The following is an 18,716-nucleotide window of genomic DNA, read 5'->3' on the forward strand; positions in this document are numbered from 1 at the left end:
GTGATTTTAGGTGATCCAAAAAATAGCTCTTATTGGTTTTGGAGGCGTCGGGCAGGGAGTTGTTAAGCTCCTTAAAGAGAAAGAGTCCTCCCTTTTGAAAAAGTATGATCGTCAATTTAAAGTTGTCTCGATAGCTGATTTGTATAAAGGGGCTATCCATCATGATGAGGGTCTTGACCTAGATCGTGTAATTGAGTCCATTGAAAAAGACGGCACTCTTGATCATTATCCAGATCACAGAGGTTTAGTGCGAGGCCTCTCAAGTGAAGAAACAATTAAGCAAACAAATGCCGACACGATTGTAGAGATGACCTTTACCAATATTGAAACAGGAGAGCCGGCGATTGCCCATTGCGAACTTGCCTTTACCCACAATAAAAATGTGGTGATGACCAATAAAGGGCCAGTCGCTTTAAAGAAAAAAGATTTAGAGGTGATGGCTCGGGAACACGGAGTTAAGTTTTTCTATGAAGGTTCTGTCATGAGCGGTACACCGGCGATCAGGATGCCTAAGCTGACTCTTATGGGAAATGACTTTATCCGTGTGCGGGGAATTCTAAACGGAACAACCAACTATATGCTGACCCAAATGGAGGGCGGGATGAGTTATAAGGAGGCTTTAGAGAAAGCTAAAGCTCTTGGATATGCTGAGGCAGATCCAACTAGCGATGTGAGAGGGTATGATGTGCTTTATAAAGTAATGATCTTAGCGTCGGAGTTATTTGACCAAACCCTAACAAAAGATGAGGTGCCTTGCATCGGCATTACTGAAATAACAGAAGAAGATATTGAGTTGGCCAATAAAGAAGGGAAGCGTTGGAAGTTAATTGGTACGGTTGAAAGGACAGATGAGGAAGTTGAAGCATCCGTAAAGCCTGTAAAGCTTGATTTGACAGACCCGCTCGCATCGATTGAAGGGGCATTGAATGCCATTACTTATGAGTGTGATATTTCCGGTGACATTACGCTGGTAGGTGCAGGAGCTGGTATTCGGGAAACCGCCTTTGCTGTGTTAGTTGATTTACTCCATATTGAATGAATATATTGAATGAATATAAATGATTTCATTTAAGGTCTAATAATACAAACATCAACTAAGCTATCTTTATTCGTATAGAAGGAGGGGGATGTGATGAGAGAACAAATGGTTATTGAAAGAATGCTGCTCGGGGGCAGGTGGGTAGAACGACAAGAATATTTGCAAGTCATGGACCCTGGCTCTAATACTTGTATTGCTACCGTTCCAAAAGCAACGAAAAAAGATGTCAAACGAGCGATCGAACTTGCAAAAAAAGGGGCCGGCATTTCAAAAAACTTACCTGTTTATAAAAGACAATCTATCTTAATGGGTGCTGCAGAATATATTAATGAACATCAAGACCAGTTTGTTAGAACGATTGTTTTAGAGAGTAGTAAAACGGTGAAAGAAGCAGAGAAAGAAGTTAGAAGGTGTATAGAGACTATAAGGCTGAGTGCTGAAGAGGCCCGTCGTTTAAACGGTGAGACGATCCCCTTTTCTCAAATGAAAGGCCATGAATCACGTATCGGTTATATTACGCATCAGCCAGTAGGTATTGTAGCGGCCATCACACCGTTTAATGATCCGCTCAATTTAGTAGCACATAAAGTCGGGCCTGCGATTGCTTGTGGAAATGCAGTGATTTTAAAACCCTCAAGTGAAACGCCTTTAAGTGCTTTGCGTCTTGCTGAAGCGTTTCTAGCAGCTGGATTACCTGATGGCATCCTTTCAGTCCTGACAGGCAGCGGCAAGGAAATAGGGGATGAACTAGTATCTAATGAAGATGTAAGATTTGTATCATTTACAGGCGGCTATGAAACAGGGGTGGGGATCACTCAAAAAGCTGGCGTGAAAAAAATGGCCATGGAGCTTGGTTCAAATGCTCCAACCATCGTTCTTCAAGATGCTGATCTTAAGGAAGCTGTAGAGGCATGTGTCGATGGAGCTTTTGGTGTGGCTGGTCAGAACTGTATCGGTGTACAGAGGGTCTATGTAGAGAACATGGTGTATGAACGATTTACAAGTCAATTTGTAGAAAAAACGAAGCAGTTAAAAGTTGGTGAAAAGAAGGATCCTGCAACCGATATCGGTCCTATGATCTCTGAGAAAGAAGCAAGGCGCGTTGAAGCGTGGATTAAAGAGGCTGTAACAAATGGTGCTAATCTGCTTTGCGGGGGAAAGCGTTACGGAGCGTATGTAACACCTGCTGTTCTCGTTAATGTTGGCAAAGAGGAGAAAATCATTCAAGAAGAAGTGTTTGGTCCAGTTGTGTCCATCCTGCCGGTATCATCTCTTGAAGAAGCAGTAAATTTAGCAAATGACAGTTGTTATGGACTTCAGGCTGGTTTATTTACATCCAATATCGATGCTGCTTTTTATGCGATCGAAGAACTCGAAGTAGGTGGTGTGATAATTAACGATAGCAGTGATGTACGAATAGATGGGATGCCTTTTGGAGGTGTAAAACGCTCAGGACTGGGGCGAGAAGGAATTAAATATGCCATGGAAGCAATGACAGAGGAGAAAGTGGTAGCCTTTCGAGTGAACAATTCGATGAAAAAAACAGATTAAAATCAATGGATCACTGAAAAAGGCATCATTATTTATGTGAAATGAAGCTTGTAATAGGATAGGGGTGGGGATATGTTTTCTGTGAAAGAATATGAAGAGCGTTTGAAGAAAACAAAGATGAAAATGGTAGAGTCTGGGATCGATGTTTTATTAATCTCAAACCCCTCTAATATGTATTATTTAACCAATTACAATGCGTGGAGCTTCTATGTTCATCAAATGATGATCGTTACTCTTGAAGACTCTCAGCCCATTTGGATAGGTAGACATATGGACGCTACAAGTGTAGCAAAAACAACGTGGCTGGATGAAAATCATATTATTTCCTATCCAGATTATTATGTCCAGTCTACAGAGAGGCACCCGATGGACTTTGTAGTGAAGATCATTGATGAAATCGGCCATAGCAAACGAAAAATTGGACTTGAAATGGATGCGCATTATTTTACAGCTCTATGTTTTCAACGTTTATTAAATGGACTTCCTAATGCGGAGTTTAAGGATGCTACTGTTCTTGTAAACCGGGTGAGATTAATTAAGTCTGACCAAGAAATATCATATATGAGAAAGGCAGCAAGTATTGTAGAGAGGGCGATGCAGGCTGCTTATGACAGTCTCGGTGCAGGGGTTAGAGAGTGTGATGTGGCAGCAGCGATCTATCAAGCACAGATCAGCGGGCTTGATGAATATGGGGGAGATTATCCTTCGATTGTTCCTATGCTGCCGACTAACGATAACACATCCTGTCCGCATTTAACATTTAGTGAACGCAGGTACAAGAAAGGGGATTTTTTAACAATAGAAATTGCTGGTGTGTATAAACGATATCACGCACCCCTTGCAAGAACCCTTGCGCTAGGAGAAGCTCCTCATCATGTAAAGGAACTCTCAAAAGTGGTCCAGGAAGGAATTGAAAAAACGCTTGAGGTGATTGTACCGGGAATAACCGCTGAAGAAGTGGAGAGAACCTGGAGTGAGGCTATTGCTAAGTATGGTTATCAAAAGAGCTCACGCCTTGGCTATTCTATTGGAGCAAGTTTTCCTCCGGACTGGGGAGAGCATACTGTCAGTTTCCGAACAGGGGATAAATCGATTTTGAAACCGAATATGACATTCCACTTAATGCCTGGTATTTGGTATGAATCCTACGGAGTTGAGATTACAGAATCAATCTTAATTACTAAAAAAGGTGTGGAAGCACTGACTCAGTTTTCACGTGATTTATATGAAAAGCCAATTATTGAAACAGCATTATAAATAGTGTCAAAATAAATAAAGTGAGGCACTAGGGGTTCCTAGTGCTTCTTTCGTAATGCGAAAAAAATCAATGACGTTTTGATTGTCAGGTGGTAAGATACAATAATAAAGAAATAGAAAAAGCTAAAATAGAAAAAAGCTAAAATAGAAAAAAGCTTTAATAGAAAATGAAGGGTAGGCGTGTGGAGTGGAGAGGCGAGCCTTGTTCCTTACATATGGATTAATGTTTTTAGTTATGGTGTCATGGGGATTAAATGTAGTCATGTTAAAGGTGTTAGTAGAAGCGTTCCCGCCGCAGACGATGACAGCATTTAGGATAATGACTGCAGGAGTGGTAACAGTATTAATTGTACTTTTTGGACGCTCATTCAGGACTCTTACAAAAAGTGAATGGATGTATATGCTGCTTGGGATGTTGTTTGGAGTTATTTTACACCATACGTTCCTTGCACAAGGGTTAACGATGATTCATGCGTCTAATGCTGTCTTAATTTTAGCTTTGCTTCCTCTTACTACAGCCCTTTTTGCTGTATGGTTTCTAGGGGAGAGATTAACAAAGTGGCGCCTTTTGGGAATTGCCCTTGCGTTAATCGGGGTGTTGTTTATTCAGGGCGGAGCAGGGGTATTATCGGTTTCCCTTGGTGAAATTTATTTATTTATTGCTATGGTCGTTCAAGCGATCAGTTTTATTTTTATTAAAAAAGCTACAGCTACACTAGATTCAAAGCAAGTAACTGGTATGATGCTGATCATTGGTTCTGCCGGCCTGTTTATCGTGAGCTTGATTGTAGAACCGCAAGGGGTTGCATCAATGGCAGGGGCACAGCCCTTTGTGTATGGGGTGTTTTTCTTTTCTGCCGTTGTAGCAACAGCCATTGGTCATTTTGTTTTTAATGCAGCCATTCAAAAAATTGGCGCTGGTCAGACAGCGATATTTAATAATTTTGTCCCGTTTTTTGGGCTTGTCTTTTCAGCCATCTTTCTCCAGGAAACGATACATATGTATCAATTAATTGGTTTTCTCTTTATTGTAGCCGGTGTGTTATTTGGTACGGGATATGCTGAGAGATATTGGGTCAGAAAAGTTCCTATTCATGAAAAAAGCATGTAGCCTTTGGGCTGCATGCTTTTTAATATTTATATCGTTGGCATTACCTTTAGCTCACAAAAAAGTTCATAGTAGGTTTAATGATACGTACAAGCTCTTGTTTTTGTTCAGCCGTTAGTGGAATAAGAGGCAATCTGACAGATCCTGTTTGAACGCCGTTTAATTCAAGGGCTGCTTTCACAGCTGTCGGATTAGGGGCCATAAACAATGTGTTCATAACAGGTAGAAGCTGGCGGTGCTCTTTTGCTGCTGCTTGAACTTGTCCGGCTAAATAATTTTTAACCATTTGCTGCATTTGGCCTCCGACGATATGGGAGGCAACTGAGACGACACCTGTTCCACCAATTGCAAGAATTGGAAGTGTCAGGCTGTCATCACCGCTGTAAACAGAGAATCCTTCAGGTGCATGCTCAATGATTTCAGCAATGGCATCTAAGTCTCCGCTTGCTTCTTTAGTTGAGACAATATTTGGAACCTCCGCAAGGCGAAGAGTTGTTTCGACACTAAGCGTAACTGCACTGCGGCCAGGAATATTGTAGAGCATAACCGGCAGCTTTGTTGCTTCTGCAATCACTTTAAAATGTTGGTACAAGCCTTCTTGAGAAGGTTTATTATAATATGGTGCAACGAGCATAATTCCATCTACACCAATTTCTTCTGCTTGTTTTGTTAATTCAATTGAAGCTTTCGTATTATTCGAACCTGTTCCAGCAATCACTGGAACTTGTCCGCCAGCTTCTTCTACCACCGTTTTAAATAATACTAGTTTCTCTTCTGTTGACAGGGTAGGTGATTCTCCTGTTGTTCCCCCGACAACCAATGCATCGGAACCATTCTCAATGAGATATCTCACTAGTTTCTTTGTAGAGTCAACGCAAAATTCCCCTTGTTGATTAAATGGCGTTACCATTGCAGTAAGTATTCGTCCAAAATTCATTCTATTCACCCTCAATTCGTAATAATATCTTTCAAGTATGAGCGGGCTATGTGCCAAGGCACAAAAAAACAACAATGAGGGAGTCTCATTGTTGCATGGACATGTTGTGGCTGCACAATCATTCCAATGCGTGAGATAGCCCTCCATGCAGACAGTGCTGCATGACAGTCCTGTATTTGTTAAATACAGTCCCAGCGTAGAAAGAATGAGCATTTGTACGCTTCGGCAAATCCCCCTTTTAAAATGCATCAATGGAGCTCATTCTCCTCCGCATCTTTACTCATGACATTTGCGCCTCTACCCTCACTTCAGTATGTGAAGTAAAGATTATTGATTTTGTGAGTTAACCTTATCAAAACTTAAGGGGGATTGCAATGGATTTAATGAAAAATTTTCACTTTAGACACCTTTCATATCTGTCTCTGGATTTTGTTTAAATTGTACTTGGTTTAAAAGGTCATCAAGTTCTTGGCTGCATTTAACTGTTTGTGGAGACGTGAATCCGTATTTTTTTGCTAGCTTAAACATTTGTCTGCGCTTTAATTCAATTTTTATAGTTAGCATACCCTTCAACTCCAATTTTAAACTTTCGAAAGAAGACGGACTATTTTATTTTTTCTGAAGGGTCTTGTTGAAGTCATGTCTTTTTTCACACAAAGATTATTATACCCATTGCAGGAAAGTTGAAAAGTCATTCTTGCAAAGTAGTCATAATAAGTCGTTATTAGAAAAGGTTCGACAAACATCGCAAGAAGAAAAATGGGATTTATAGGATAACAAATGGATTGTTGTCTCATTTGGTAACAACAATTGAACTGATTTGGGTGTTTTTTTGTTTCTTCAGCGAAAAGTTTGCAAACACTAAGGCAAAGGAGGGAAAAGAATGAAAAGGATTGTCGTAACGATGCTCTTGTTAATCATCATGAGTGGATGCTCTATAGAACAAAAAGCTACATTAGGAGCGAACTCACATCGTGATCAGGGATACAGCGGGTATGGTGTAGAGCGGGCGAGGAGTTTCGAAGGGCCTTTAATGGATATGATGGTTCCGGATGCTGCCCCGAAAGGCTTAACCGATTCAACAGCGAGGCTTACTACCCATTATGACTATGTTTCAGGCAACCGGGATTTAGGGATGAAGCATGAGGGTGTTAATCATATGGGCCGTAGAATTGAAAACAGCAGGCCTGGGATTTTAAGAGATAAGGTGAGATATTCTAATCGTACAAAACGGGATATGATTAGCGGTCAATCGATTTTAACTAAACAGCAAGGCCAAGATGATTTAAAGCAGACACTTGAAAACCTTGAAGAGGTAAATAAAGTATATATGCTATCAGATGATCAAACATTGGTCATAGGTGTTGCAGCAGATAACCAAAATCTTAAATCCCTGCAGGATATGATTGAAGGGATGGCAGAGAGCTATTACCCGAAACACGAAATTATAGTGACAAGCGATCGCCAGTTTCTAAGGAGAATGGAGCGATTGTCTCATCAATAAGGCATGCATCCGCATGCCTTATTTTTTTTCATCACAGGTTCCAAGAGAACTTAGTGAAACCCGTAGTCTTCTGATAAAGACATAAATTCACGTTCCATTGATTTATGGGAAATCATAATATTTTCATAATGGACACGGGCATTCAAGGCTTGTCTTGGGTCGACTGGTTCTCTCATGTCATCTATGACCCGCTCAAGGTCTGTTAATTCAGTGATAAACCCTATATGAATTTGGTGAAAGCCTTCAAATTCATGAGGGATACGTATGTTATGGAAGCGTTCACTGTTCTGTTTTATCGAATGGATCGTTGATAAAACAGAATGAAGTGAGTCTGCTTGAAATGAATCCTCTTGGAAAGTCGGAGCCAGGTCTTCTAATTGATTGATCGTTTGCTCTAGGTATACGCCTGCTTCTTTTGCATAAGTTAGGAGTTCCGTGTCAGCACGGCGGATAGCGTGATTCTGGTCTGTATTATTTGAAAAACGTTGAGCCCCAAACGTTCCTTTTGTCTGAGATTGCTTAATATCCTCCATCAGATCAGCGCTGTTATCTTGCATACACCCTGCAAAAAGAATGCTTATACCAGCAAGGATTAAAAACATTTGTTTTTTCATAATCATCACCCCATATCGTCTAATGCTATTAGTATTTAGGGAAACAGGAAAAATTATGCATGAGGACATCTCCTATCTACATACGGTAGACAAAAGAGCAAAACTCGAACTTTGACTACCGGGAGGGATGTGTAGTGGTTGTCTTTTTAGTTGTCTTCTTTTTTACAATTTTCTTTGGGGTCATGATGCTTGGAAATCATATGTCTCATTTAATTGAGCGAACCACTTCAGAAAACGCAGATCAGATGCTTTATGATCTTAATCAAGAACTTGATGACCAGCTAAAATCTTAAAAATCATGCAGAGGAACTCAAGTTCTTCTGTTTTTTTATTTATCTATACTTTTGTAACCGCTCACAAAAGATCCTAAATTTGCGGCTCGTTCTTCACTTGATTAAAATAAGAAGAAAAGGGTAACAGAATAGAAATTGGAGTGGTAAAAATGAAAATGATCGCAATTGATATGGATGGAACATTATTAGATGATGAACGCAAGGTAACAGTTGAGAATGTTAAGGCGATAAAAGAGGCACAAAAACGCGGAATTGAAGTAGTGATTGCCACAGGCCGAGATGATAAAGAAGCAAGAATCCCTTTAGATGAAGCAAAACTTACCTGTCCGGTTATCAGTGTAAACGGAGCAGAAGTTCAATCTGCTGATGGAAAAGTCTTAGATGTTTATTCCCTTGATAATGAAACCGTAAAAAAGGCTTCAGAAATTTTACATAGACATGAAGTGTATTTCGAATTATATACAAATAAAGGTGCTTTTACAGATGATTATGAAAAAGGAATTGAAACAGTCATCGATGTATTACTGTCTTCTGGGTCTACAGACAGCTTAGATCATATGAGAGAAATTGCGGAAGAAAGATATGAAACAGGTGCTGTGTCGCATATTGAGAATTATCAAGCACTATTCGATGATCCAACGATCTCATTTTATAAGCTACTGGCTTTTACGAAAGATGACCAAAAGCGAACTAAGGCTAAACATGAATTAGAGGAGATGGACCATTTAGCCATCAGCTCTTCAGCTTCTGATAACCTTGAAATCACTCATTGTGAGGCACAAAAAGGCAGAGCAGTTAAACGATATGCGGCTGGTCTCGATATTCCAATGGAGGAAGTTATGGTGATTGGTGACAACGGTAATGACCTTTCTATGTTTAAAGTAGCTGGCCATGCAGTAGCTATGGGTAATGCGATTGAAGAAGTAAAGAGCCTTGCTCAAGAAGTGACAGACACGAATGATAATAGTGGCGTCGCTAAAGCCATTTATAACATTTTATCTTAATCGTTATAAAAGTAGAGATAGGAGTGAGCCTATGCGTTCGTTCGCTAAGCCAAGAGTGGTGGTTAGTAAATGTCTCGAGTTTGAGGCATGCCGGTATAACGGGGAAAAAATCCCAGATAAGTTAATTGAGAAATTATCTCCATATGTCGAATTTATACCTGTTTGTCCAGAAGTTGAAATTGGACTAGGTACTCCAAGAGAAGTCATCCGTCTTGTAGCAAGCGGAGATGAAGCAAGACTTAAACAACCTGAAACAGGTCGTGATCTTACCGAACAAATGGAGGAGTATTCAAATGACTTTTTGAGTGAACTTGAAGAGGTTGATGGATTTATACTCAAAACAAGAAGCCCTAGCTGCGGTTTATATGATGCGAAAGTGTACAGCGGCCTTGAAAAATCTCCTGTTGTAAGAACAGAAGCCGGCTTGTTTGCTAACAAAGTAAAAGAGCATTTTCCAAAAGCAGCTAAAGAAGATGAAGGAAGGTTAAAGAATTTTATTGTTCGTGAACACTTTTTAACAAGATTGTTTACAGTTGCTGAATTCAAAGAAGTAAGGAAGAGTCATTCGATTTCAAAACTGATGCAGTTTCAAGCAAAAAATAAATATTTGTTCATGGCTTGTAATCAAGACTCTATGAGGAGACTTGGGAGGATTGTAGCGAACCATGAAAAACTTGAAGATGGAGAAGTATTTGACCTCTATGAAGAAGAGCTTGATGAGTTATTTAACCGCATGCCAAAACCAAGTGACCACATTAATGTATGTCAACATGTTTTCGGCTATTTTTCTAAGCATTTAACAAAAGCTGAAAAAGACCATTTCCTGCAAGCTCTTGATCAGTTTAAAGACCAAAAAATTCCTCTCAGCAGTCTATTAACTATGCTCCGTTCCTGGAGTTATCGATTTGAAAATGATTATTTACTGTCCCAAAACTATTTTAGCCCATATCCTGAGGCTCTTGTGGCGATTTCTGATTCAGGAAAGGGAAGAAGCTTATCATGAGTATGTAACTTATCAAAGGCATTCGGCTATTGCTGTCGGATGCTTTTTTGCGTTAGGTCTATATTAGTGACAGCTGTCATACATTTGTAATAATACAACACGAAAAAAGTTGTTGACTATTATAGTACAGTTGCATATACTATGAGTAAGAGAAAAGATTGAACATTCGAACAAAAAATAGAAAGGGTGTTGAAAATGGAAAAAATCAAAACGAATTCGGAGCGTAAACCAGTTGAGGTAAAAGAAGAACCGACAATTCTTGAAATGATCAATGACTATTACAGCCGTAACTAGTTATTAAACAAAACATAACAAAACCACTTATTAAATTAAGTGGTTTTGTTATGTAACAGACATAGGCTAATTACATAAATATAGGTAAATACTAAGCTGCTTCTTTCACGTTCAGGAACACTAGACTTGCAAAATAGAATAAAATCAGGTATAGTTTAGTTAACAGTTTAATTCTTCATCAATATCAAGCGCATTTCAATCAGCTGGCGCGGTCATCGGAGCCGCAAGGATGAAAGAGAGGCAGGGCTTTTATTGTTTGGAAGAATAGAACGGGATCTTTTATACCTTCTATATTATTATTGGTAAATCATGAGTAACACAAGCAGAGGTTTAGTATTCACATGTTATAAGGGATATTCACTCGGTTTAGTGACTGATGTTCCTTATAATATGTGAATTTTTATTTACCAAGGATTGTAAATACGATTGGCATATTAAGAAATTATTAAGAATGGGGTTTTAAGCATGACACAAACTGGTACAGTAAAATGGTTTAATGCAGAAAAAGGATTCGGTTTTATCGAAGTTGAAGGCGGAAACGATGTATTCGTACACTTCAGCGCTATCACTGGTGAAGGATTTAAATCTCTTGACGAAGGTCAAGCTGTTGAGTTCGAAATCGTTGAAGGCGATCGCGGACCTCAAGCTGCTAACGTTGTAAAACGCTAAGCTGCACATATACAGGTACTGCCCTTATGGGTAGTGCCTTTTTTGTTTTTATGCTGAATTTTTAATTCTTCCTTCTTAGTCTACTAGCTTACAGGTTTAAATGCAGTGCTCTTGTGGAATAGTTACATAAGATTATTTCTAAAATGAACGTATAAATGGAGGAGATAAGATGAAACAAGAGGTTGAACCAAACTTATTAGAAATGAGAAAGAAAATTAATATGATGAAAGATGACAGGCACCAATATAAAAGAGAAGCTTTTATTGAGGTGTATGAAGAATACATTGAAATGCTAGAAGCTCAAATTGAAAAAATGAACCGCTTCTAATACAAATACCCCTGATCAGTCAGATGAAGATCAGGGGTATTTTATATTTTTACGTATTAAAAACTTCATAGTTAAATAGGTGCTGGTAAAAAGAACTAGAATATAACATGATCTTCCTTTATACTTATTTTAATAAGAACATAAAGGGGGAGTTTATGTGATGAAAGACTTAGTTAAACAAGTGCAAAAAGAGCTGAGCCAAGAAGGTAGAAAAGACGCTGTGTTATCTAAGGAAGTGTGTGACAAGATGAATAAGGCCGGTATTCCGTTTATCGGATATTGCGGAAATTAATAAAAAAACATGGACCGAAGCCGGTCCATGTTTTTTTGCTTCTTATGGGTAGTGAATTGGCGAAGCTGGTCCAAGGTCGATCCCTAGAAGCATCCACACAATTAACATAAGAGCCCATACGATTGAGAAGACAATTGAGTATGGCAGCATTACTGAAATCAACGTACCAATCCCCATTTTTTTATCATACTTTTGAGCGAAGGCAATAATAATTGCAAAGTATGTCATCAATGGAGAAATGATATTTGTTGTTGAGTCGGCAATACGATATGCCATTTGAGTTAATTCTGGTGAATATCCAAGCTGCATCATGATTGGTATGAATACCGGAGCCATAATTGCCCACTTGGCTGATGCGCTTCCGATAAACAGGTTGATAAAACCAGCTACGATCATAAAAGCAATGACGAGCGGAATACCGGTGAATTGAACACTTTGTAAGAATTCAGCACCATATACTCCAAGTACGAGGCCCATGTTTGTTTCGTTAAAGAAAGCAACAAATTGACCTGCGGTAAATGCGAGTACAATAAACATCCCCATTGAAGCCATTGTATCTGACATTTGGTTTGCAACATCTTTATCGTTTTTAATCGTTTTCGTCATAACTCCGTAAACAATACCTGGAATTAAGAACACAAATAAGATGACAGGACCTAATGAACGCATAAATGGCGAGTTTACAACTGGGTTAGGACCATCTCCGCGAAGCGGGCCCCATTCTGGCACAATTAATAAAGCCATTACAGCGATTGTTGCCAACATAGAAATACCAGACCACAGTAATGCTTTCTTCTCATTAGAGCTTAAGTAGTCAATCTTTTCAGCTTCGTCAGATTCTGTCTTTTTATATGACCCTAAGCGAGGTTCAACTAGCTTCTCTGTAACGAATGTACCAGCGATTGTTAATACAAATACTGAAACCATAATGAAGTAATAGTTCATGGCAATATTAATCGTTTCAGCGTAAGCTGGATCAAATGTTGCAGCGGCTTGTCTTGTTAATTCCCCAAGCATTGGATCTGTTGCCGATAAGAACAAGTTAGCACTGAATCCAGCAGAAACCCCAGCAAAAGCAGCTGCAAGACCCGCCAGCGGGTGTCTTCCTAAAGCGATGAATAATAATGCACCAAGCGGCGGTAAGACAACATAACCTGCATCAGATGCCACACTTGACATAATTCCAGCAAATACAAGTGCTGCTGTAATTAAACGCTTTGGCACGGATGTTACAAGTCCTCTTAGTGCTGCACTGATTAATCCGCTGCGCTCAGCGACCCCGATCCCGATCATCGTCGCAAGTACGACCCCGAGTGGAGCGAAATTGATAAAGTTACTTACCATATTAGTGACAATATAATGTATGCCCTCTGATGAAAGTAAGTTTGTAATAGTTACTTCTACACCAGGTTCAGCTGGGCTCTCTACGCTTATATTCAAGCTTGAGAGAATAGCAGAAGCGAAAACAACCAGCACCGCAAGGATCGCAAACAGCGTAATTGGGTGAGGCAGTTTGTTACCGGTGACTTCAATAAAAGTTAAAAATTTATTAAAGGCACCTTGCTTTTTACCTTTTTCCATGAGTTAGAAAAGCTCCCCTCTAATATGTAATTTTCTGACGATTAGCATCTTAGATTAGACACGTCATTCATTCTACATCACAAATAAGAGGAGATGAAACAAGAATTCTAAAAGACCGAAAAAATGAATCATAAGTCCTATAAATATTCTAAAATAGTATTTGAATAATCTGATAAAGGGGATTTTATCGGAAAACTCATAAAAATCTAACGCATAAACGCTTTAAATAGCTGAAGTAACCGACATCGGTGTTAAATTCAAGAGTCTCGCTTTATACCATCATTATTATTTTTAAAAAGTATTTACAGGAAAATAAAAAACCCCACCGAAGTGGGGTTGTATCTAGGCGATTCTAGATTATGCTTTTTGAACGTTAGCAGCTTGCTCGCCACGGTTACCTTCAACGATTTCAAATGTTACTGCTTGACCTTCTTCAAGAGTTTTGAAACCATCAATTTGGATCGCTGAGAAGTGAACGAATACATCGTCTCCACCTTCGCGCTCGATGAAACCGAAACCTTTTTCTGCGTTAAACCATTTTACTGTACCTTCTAACATTGTATTTCCTCCTAGAAGTGCCATACGCACTAATTGTATTACTATTCTCGTCATTAATAATGTTCAAGAGGAAATCAACATCAGTTTCTTTCTTCTAGCACCTTAAGAACGATCAAAAATAAGTACCTTAACTTTACCATAAGAATGGTTTTTCAAGCAAGGTCTTTTTAGCAGAAAGCTGGAAATTATCAATTGGAAAAGGAATTTTGTGATTTTTCTTGAAATTAACGTTAACGTAAATGATAAGCTCAAAGTAGAGATTCGAAGGGTTGTGCTGTGCATGTACAAGATTAGGGGGCTCGCAGAAGAGTTTCAGGTGACGACAAGAACAATCAGGTATTATGAAGAGCTGAATTTACTTACCCCTAAACGATCAAGCGGGAATCAGCGTATCTATACAAAAAAAGATCATGTACGTCTGAGGCTAATTCTTAGAGGAAAAAGATATGGATTTACATTAGAGGAAATTAAAGAAATGATTGGGTTGTTTGAAGAGGATTCAACCGGGACAAAGCAATTGTCACGAACTATTTTATATGGAGAAAAAAAGATTAAAGAAATTGAGTGCAGGATGAGTGAGCTTGAACAATTAAAAAGTGAAATGACAGACATGTTAACAGATCTAAAAGCAAGGTTGTGCCAGAAAGGTTTATCTCAAAAATGAAGCGTCCAGGGGGAGCGAACATGAACTTTTATCAGAATGATCCGGTACTAAAAAAAATTTTAAAGACACATTTGGATTCACGAATGTTTAATTGGGCTGATAAGCAGCTTGAATCATTTGGTGAAATGTGCGGGACCGTAATTGATGAGCGAGCAAAGCATACAGACCGTGAAGGGCAGCCTAAACTGGTGAAATACAATCAGTTTGGGGAAGACATATCTCATATTTGGGTGAACGAAGGCTATAAGCAAACGGTAAGAGAGACATATCAAACTGGAATTGTTGGGTATGTTCATAAAAAAATACCTGAGCTGAATACAAAAGGAAATTACATGTATTCATATGCACAAGGCTATCTCCTCTCACAATCTGAGCCTGGTTTCTACTGTCCTGTGACCCTCTCAATGGCAACTGCTCTTCTGTTAGAGAAGTACGCAAACGAAGATGTGAAGGAACGTTTTTTACCACATGTATTATCAACGGGTGAAACAGAATTGTATGAAGGGGCAACGTTTCTAACTGAAAGACAAGGCGGCTCTGATGTAGGAGCTAATGAAGTGGCTGCAGTAAAGAACGGGGACCATTATTTGATCAGCGGGGAAAAATATTTTGCTTCAAATGCGGGGGTGTGCGGCGTTGCCATGGTGCTTGCAAGAGGTGATGGAAGCTCATCAGGTACAAAGGGGTTAAGCTTATTTGCTGTACCTTGGAGATTAGAGGGTGGGGAATTAAATGGAATAAGCATCCGCCGTTTAAAAGATAAGCTTGGAGTAAGGGCTGTTCCGTCAGCGGAAGTGGAATTTACCAATGCTAAGGCTTATTTAGTAGGAGATGAATCTAAGGGTATTTATTACATGATGGAAGCGCTTAATTTATCTCGTATTTGTAATGCGGTCGCTTCAATTGGCATTATGAGACGTGCGTATCAAGAGGCCCTTCGTTATGCTTTTAAGCGTGAAGCATTTAAGAAACAGTTAATTGATTACCCAATGGTGCAGGAAAGTCTGCTTGCCTTATGTGTTAAACATGAAATAGAAACTGTCGCTATCTTTGATTTAATAAAGGAATATGACCTGCTTATGAATGATGATCAAAAGGATCAAAAGGATCATGAACAGGCAGCATATGTCCGGCTGTTGATTGCCATCTTGAAGAAAGAAACAGCTGAACAAGCAATTCATTTTTCACATGAGGCGATAGAACTGCTTGGTGGAAATGGGTATATAGAAGATTTTGTGACACCGAAGCTGTTAAGGGACGCACAGGTCCTGACGGTATGGGAGGGAACGGCTAATATATTGGGACTTGAGTTGTTACGTCTCATGAAGAAAACGCATGTCCATAAGCAATTCAGTAAGCGTATAAAAGCGTTTGTGGAAAGTGATTTGAAGCAGTTTGAGCAGGAGAAAGAGATCTTGTCTAAAGAGCTGCATGCACTAAATCGCATGACCACATATATTGAGCGAGCGGATGAAGAGACACAAACGTATTACGCTAAAAAAATCGCTGTGAAGATGGTTGGGATTTTTGAAGCGAAAACGGCCATCCAGTGGGCAAATAATGGTTCAGAGCGTGAAAGGGTTCTATTAAAACGCTATATGCAGCAGACATTTCAACATGATTGTTCATTTGAAGATGCAGCAAGCTTAAAAGAGGATTTCGATAAAGTGGTCCTGCAGCACGCGTATTAGCCAAGACCGCTCCAATGGATGCAGCTATCGATTGGAGCGGTCTTATTTCTATTTCCATATATTCAACTAGAACCATTGATTTATTAGGCATTTTTCGTCTATTATTAAAGGTGCGTTGTTTTTACGTTAAGAAATAAAAACAGAAATTGTTCGGATGAAGTAGGAGAGACGGCTAATGACAATTAAACGAAATGACCCATGTGTATGCGGCAGCGGCAAGAAGTACAAGAAATGCTGCATGAATAAAGAAACGGTAAAGGTAGTCGCTGAACAACAGCGTGAGCACTATATTGCGAAACGTAAACAAGTGATTGAAAAATTACGTATGTATGTGAAAGAAACATTTACGGTAAAAGAACGTTTTATGCTTGAAAAAGAATTTGATGAACGTTCAAACCATGCTGTTCCAAAGGAATTAAAAGCTTCATTTACAGAGCTGTGGCTGTTGTTTTTCAACAAAAGTTCAAAAGGCCGGTTAATCACGGCATTTTTAGAAGAACGCAAGGATCTTCTTACTGCTGAAGAATATGAGATGATCCAAAAATGGAGCACGTTAACACCGCGTCTTGTTCAAGCAGTTGATCGTAAAGAAAGCAAAGTCACGTTTAAAGATCGTTTAAATGACGATGTATATACAATGACGCTGACAGATGAGGGTGAGCGATCTTTTGCCCCTTGGTATGGAACATTTAGTCTAATCGAAGATCTTAATCAAGAATCTATTTTTTACGGTGTGAGAATGTTTGAAGGACCGTTAAATCTTGAAGAAGCAGCTACTTATGTAAAAGAGAGAGCAAAACAGACAAAAGAAACAGTTGACACGTTGTTAGTGAATGAATTTCCAGAAATATTGTCTGCCTTCATTAAAGGTCAGCAAAATGAAGACTCTAATAAAATGAAAATTGTCAAACAATTCAAGGCACAATGGAAAGTCGAAAATGAGAATGAACTTATAACATACCTAGAAAAACAGCCTTCTATTTATTTAGAGAACTGGTCAGAGAAGGAAAAAATGGCTAGTTTCATTCTTGACTGGTATCGTTATACAGACTCAGAAATGTCTGGTGATGTTCTGACGACTGAAGTAAAAAGCACGCTTAAAGTCCAGGATAACATCGTAGAAGTGGAAGCATTCGATTCTGATTCAATGAACGAGGTCAAAAATAGCTTAAATGGACTTACTTCTGTCTCGTTTATGAATGAGGGCACGAAAGAATGGGAGATTCCATATCATGCCGAAATGAAAAATATGCTTGTGCAAATTAATCCAGAACTTCCAAAGCATTTTTCGCTTTTTGCTCAAAATAATATTGAAGCTCAGCTTGATAAGCCATATTCAACTGAAGAAAAACGTACGATAAAAGAACTTGTTCGTGCTGATGAAATTGAAAAAGTAGAAGGATGGCTGCGTCAATCTGAATACAATGTATACATCGCTCAAAAAAATAAACTTGGACAAGTAGAAGTAACAGCAGACTATAACACGCTTAGAGAAGAGCTGAATCTGCCTATGTCCCCATTTGTAACGGGTGGTCGTAAGAGGGTTACAAAGCAAGAACATATCCCAACAGATTTAGATCAGTCTGAAGCTGCGGACGGGGCAAAAGCCAAACAAGAAGGTCAAGCTTTGGATGATGCTTATGATGAGAAAACAGCGTTAGATCTCTATCTTGAGCTAGAAACGTTCAAAGAAGAAAAGACGAACGGAAAGTCTGATGCGACAGTACGAAAGTATTCAAATAGTGTAGAGATCTTTGCTGGCTTATTGAATGCAATGGATATAAAAACGTGGAGTGAGCTTACTAAAGAAAAATGGGAAGCTCTATTATGTTTTAGATTAAAAGAAACCTATTCTACTTTGAGCAAAACGCAGAGTAAGGACTTTGTCAGCGTCCTAAGAGCTTTTGTTAAATGGCAGGATAAAAAAGAGGGCACGTCTGTTATTGAATGGGTAACACCATTATTAAAAGAAGTCGAATCCATGTATGTGAAACAGCCGGCAGCAGCTCGCTAATCGTCAGCCGTACATCAAAGGGTGTACGGCTATTCAATATATTTATCATAATATTATTATGTAAACTAAAAAGAAAGCTTTTAAAATATCGCTTTCTAAATCAATTAAATTCCCATACGTTTTCTTTGATTATTAGGCTTTTTCGTCAGCTGACTTGTAAGCGGCTTTGTTTGGTGTGAATTCAGCTGGCGGCCGGTTCCTTGAGATGATTGCTGCTTTTTACGTGCTAGCTGCTGTTTCATCGCTTCTTGTAAATTAATCTTCTTCTTCTCGTTCATTCTTTACTTCCCTCCTGTCGTACTCTAAATGGAATAA

The 18,716-nt window shown here is 39.1% G+C and carries 20 protein-coding genes and 1 riboswitch; of the genes, 14 read left to right on the plus strand and 6 right to left on the minus strand.

What is annotated here, in order from left to right; all coding sequences use genetic code 11:
* The first annotated feature begins 10 nt into the window (after nt 1–10).
* The 4 genes from BPOF4_RS07910 to BPOF4_RS07925 all read left to right on the plus strand — a co-directional run bounded on the left by BPOF4_RS07910 (nt 11) and on the right by BPOF4_RS07925 (nt 4,958).
* Nucleotides 11–1,039, plus strand: coding sequence for a homoserine dehydrogenase (locus BPOF4_RS07910; protein WP_012958584.1), 1,029 nt, complete (start codon nt 11–13; stop codon nt 1,037–1,039).
* Nucleotides 1,040–1,132: 93 nt separating this feature from the next.
* The gene (locus BPOF4_RS07915; protein ID WP_012958585.1) at nt 1,133–2,590 is read left to right on the plus strand and encodes an aldehyde dehydrogenase family protein; all 1,458 of its coding nucleotides are present in this window, start codon (nt 1,133–1,135) and stop codon (nt 2,588–2,590) included.
* A 72-nt stretch (nt 2,591–2,662) separates the two neighbouring features.
* On the plus strand, nt 2,663–3,847 hold the full coding sequence (locus tag BPOF4_RS07920; RefSeq protein WP_012958586.1) for a M24 family metallopeptidase: 1,185 nt from the start codon (nt 2,663–2,665) through the stop codon (nt 3,845–3,847).
* A gap of 202 nt (nt 3,848–4,049) precedes the next feature.
* A complete protein-coding gene (locus tag BPOF4_RS07925) occupies nt 4,050–4,958 on the plus strand; it encodes a DMT family transporter (protein ID WP_012958587.1) in 909 nt (302 codons plus the stop codon).
* A gap of 46 nt (nt 4,959–5,004) precedes the next feature.
* Here the strand turns inward: BPOF4_RS07925 and dapA are convergent, their stop codons facing one another.
* Both dapA and BPOF4_RS21610 read right to left on the minus strand, forming a co-directional pair.
* Entirely contained in the window at nt 5,005–5,892 is an 888-nt protein-coding gene (gene dapA, locus BPOF4_RS07930) for a 4-hydroxy-tetrahydrodipicolinate synthase (protein ID WP_012958588.1), read from the minus strand.
* 128 nt (nt 5,893–6,020) lie between these two features.
* Nucleotides 6,021–6,200, minus strand: a riboswitch (Lysine riboswitch).
* A 91-nt stretch (nt 6,201–6,291) separates the two neighbouring features.
* On the minus strand, nt 6,292–6,456 hold the full coding sequence (locus BPOF4_RS21610; protein WP_012958589.1) for an aspartyl-phosphate phosphatase Spo0E family protein: 165 nt from the start codon (nt 6,454–6,456) through the stop codon (nt 6,292–6,294).
* 319 nt (nt 6,457–6,775) lie between these two features.
* On the opposite strand from BPOF4_RS21610, the gene BPOF4_RS07935 reads away from it, so the two are divergent.
* Nucleotides 6,776–7,396, plus strand: a complete 621-nt coding sequence (locus BPOF4_RS07935) for a YhcN/YlaJ family sporulation lipoprotein (protein WP_012958590.1) — start codon at nt 6,776–6,778, stop codon at nt 7,394–7,396.
* Nucleotides 7,397–7,446: 50 nt separating this feature from the next.
* On the opposite strand, the gene BPOF4_RS07940 is transcribed toward BPOF4_RS07935, so the two are convergent.
* Nucleotides 7,447–8,010 carry a hypothetical protein gene (locus tag BPOF4_RS07940; RefSeq protein WP_012958591.1) on the minus strand — a complete coding sequence of 188 codons (564 nt, stop codon included), beginning with the start codon at nt 8,008–8,010 and terminating at the stop codon, nt 7,447–7,449.
* 134 nt (nt 8,011–8,144) lie between these two features.
* Here BPOF4_RS07940 and BPOF4_RS22160 point away from each other — a divergent pair, with 134 nt between their 5' ends.
* From BPOF4_RS22160 to BPOF4_RS22780, 6 genes are all read left to right on the plus strand, one after another.
* Nucleotides 8,145–8,303 (plus strand): hypothetical protein, encoded by a 159-nt coding sequence (locus BPOF4_RS22160; protein ID WP_012958592.1) that lies wholly within the window; start codon nt 8,145–8,147, stop codon nt 8,301–8,303.
* A gap of 149 nt (nt 8,304–8,452) precedes the next feature.
* Nucleotides 8,453–9,307 (plus strand): Cof-type HAD-IIB family hydrolase, encoded by an 855-nt coding sequence (locus BPOF4_RS07945; protein ID WP_012958593.1) that lies wholly within the window; start codon nt 8,453–8,455, stop codon nt 9,305–9,307.
* A gap of 31 nt (nt 9,308–9,338) precedes the next feature.
* Complete coding sequence (locus BPOF4_RS07950; RefSeq protein WP_012958594.1) at nt 9,339–10,310, plus strand: YbgA family protein; 972 nt, start codon at nt 9,339–9,341, stop codon at nt 10,308–10,310.
* A 759-nt stretch (nt 10,311–11,069) separates the two neighbouring features.
* Nucleotides 11,070–11,273 (plus strand): cold-shock protein, encoded by a 204-nt coding sequence (locus BPOF4_RS07955; RefSeq protein ID WP_012958596.1) that lies wholly within the window; start codon nt 11,070–11,072, stop codon nt 11,271–11,273.
* A 169-nt stretch (nt 11,274–11,442) separates the two neighbouring features.
* On the plus strand, nt 11,443–11,601 hold the full coding sequence (locus BPOF4_RS22165; protein ID WP_012958597.1) for a hypothetical protein: 159 nt from the start codon (nt 11,443–11,445) through the stop codon (nt 11,599–11,601).
* 157 nt (nt 11,602–11,758) lie between these two features.
* The gene (locus BPOF4_RS22780; protein ID WP_274378529.1) at nt 11,759–11,893 is read left to right on the plus strand and encodes a hypothetical protein; all 135 of its coding nucleotides are present in this window, start codon (nt 11,759–11,761) and stop codon (nt 11,891–11,893) included.
* 42 nt (nt 11,894–11,935) lie between these two features.
* Here the strand turns inward: BPOF4_RS22780 and BPOF4_RS07960 are convergent, their stop codons facing one another.
* Both BPOF4_RS07960 and BPOF4_RS07965 read right to left on the minus strand, forming a co-directional pair.
* Nucleotides 11,936–13,474, minus strand: a complete 1,539-nt coding sequence (locus tag BPOF4_RS07960; protein ID WP_012958599.1) for an AbgT family transporter — start codon at nt 13,472–13,474, stop codon at nt 11,936–11,938.
* Nucleotides 13,475–13,831: 357 nt separating this feature from the next.
* Nucleotides 13,832–14,032, minus strand: coding sequence for a cold-shock protein (locus BPOF4_RS07965; RefSeq protein WP_012958600.1), 201 nt, complete (start codon nt 14,030–14,032; stop codon nt 13,832–13,834).
* 274 nt (nt 14,033–14,306) lie between these two features.
* Here BPOF4_RS07965 and BPOF4_RS07970 point away from each other — a divergent pair, with 274 nt between their 5' ends.
* The 3 genes from BPOF4_RS07970 to BPOF4_RS21175 all read left to right on the plus strand — a co-directional run bounded on the left by BPOF4_RS07970 (nt 14,307) and on the right by BPOF4_RS21175 (nt 18,401).
* Nucleotides 14,307–14,696: a MerR family transcriptional regulator gene (locus BPOF4_RS07970; RefSeq protein ID WP_412675610.1), complete on the plus strand. Its 390-nt coding sequence runs from the start codon at nt 14,307–14,309 to the stop codon at nt 14,694–14,696.
* A 20-nt stretch (nt 14,697–14,716) separates the two neighbouring features.
* Nucleotides 14,717–16,387: an acyl-CoA dehydrogenase family protein gene (locus BPOF4_RS07975; RefSeq protein WP_012958602.1), complete on the plus strand. Its 1,671-nt coding sequence runs from the start codon at nt 14,717–14,719 to the stop codon at nt 16,385–16,387.
* A 175-nt stretch (nt 16,388–16,562) separates the two neighbouring features.
* Nucleotides 16,563–18,401 (plus strand): SEC-C domain-containing protein, encoded by a 1,839-nt coding sequence (locus tag BPOF4_RS21175; protein WP_012958603.1) that lies wholly within the window; start codon nt 16,563–16,565, stop codon nt 18,399–18,401.
* A gap of 104 nt (nt 18,402–18,505) precedes the next feature.
* On the opposite strand, the gene BPOF4_RS22435 is transcribed toward BPOF4_RS21175, so the two are convergent.
* The gene (locus BPOF4_RS22435; RefSeq protein WP_012958604.1) at nt 18,506–18,679 is read right to left on the minus strand and encodes a hypothetical protein; all 174 of its coding nucleotides are present in this window, start codon (nt 18,677–18,679) and stop codon (nt 18,506–18,508) included.
* Between the last annotated feature and the right edge of the window lie 37 nt (nt 18,680–18,716).

The organism is Alkalihalophilus pseudofirmus OF4 (genome assembly GCF_000005825.2).
Taxonomy (GTDB): Bacteria; Bacillota; Bacilli; order Bacillales; family Bacillaceae_D; genus Alkalihalophilus; species Alkalihalophilus pseudofirmus.

Coding starts and splice junctions, on each gene's coding strand:
- BPOF4_RS07920 (WP_012958586.1), top strand. CDS start 2,663: ATGTTTTCTGTGAAAGAATATGAAGAGCGTTTGAAGAAAACAAAGATG.
- BPOF4_RS07935 (WP_012958590.1), top strand. CDS start 6,776: ATGAAAAGGATTGTCGTAACGATGCTCTTGTTAATCATCATGAGTGGA.
- BPOF4_RS07955 (WP_012958596.1), top strand. CDS start 11,070: ATGACACAAACTGGTACAGTAAAATGGTTTAATGCAGAAAAAGGATTC.
- BPOF4_RS21610 (WP_012958589.1), bottom strand. CDS start 6,456: ATGCTAACTATAAAAATTGAATTAAAGCGCAGACAAATGTTTAAGCTA.
- BPOF4_RS22165 (WP_012958597.1), top strand. CDS start 11,443: ATGAAACAAGAGGTTGAACCAAACTTATTAGAAATGAGAAAGAAAATT.
- BPOF4_RS21175 (WP_012958603.1), top strand. CDS start 16,563: ATGACAATTAAACGAAATGACCCATGTGTATGCGGCAGCGGCAAGAAG.
- BPOF4_RS07975 (WP_012958602.1), top strand. CDS start 14,717: ATGAACTTTTATCAGAATGATCCGGTACTAAAAAAAATTTTAAAGACA.
- dapA (WP_012958588.1), bottom strand. CDS start 5,892: ATGAATTTTGGACGAATACTTACTGCAATGGTAACGCCATTTAATCAA.
- BPOF4_RS07945 (WP_012958593.1), top strand. CDS start 8,453: ATGAAAATGATCGCAATTGATATGGATGGAACATTATTAGATGATGAA.
- BPOF4_RS07950 (WP_012958594.1), top strand. CDS start 9,339: ATGCGTTCGTTCGCTAAGCCAAGAGTGGTGGTTAGTAAATGTCTCGAG.
- BPOF4_RS07940 (WP_012958591.1), bottom strand. CDS start 8,010: ATGAAAAAACAAATGTTTTTAATCCTTGCTGGTATAAGCATTCTTTTT.
- BPOF4_RS07965 (WP_012958600.1), bottom strand. CDS start 14,032: ATGTTAGAAGGTACAGTAAAATGGTTTAACGCAGAAAAAGGTTTCGGT.
- BPOF4_RS07915 (WP_012958585.1), top strand. CDS start 1,133: ATGAGAGAACAAATGGTTATTGAAAGAATGCTGCTCGGGGGCAGGTGG.
- BPOF4_RS07960 (WP_012958599.1), bottom strand. CDS start 13,474: ATGGAAAAAGGTAAAAAGCAAGGTGCCTTTAATAAATTTTTAACTTTT.
- BPOF4_RS22435 (WP_012958604.1), bottom strand. CDS start 18,679: ATGAACGAGAAGAAGAAGATTAATTTACAAGAAGCGATGAAACAGCAG.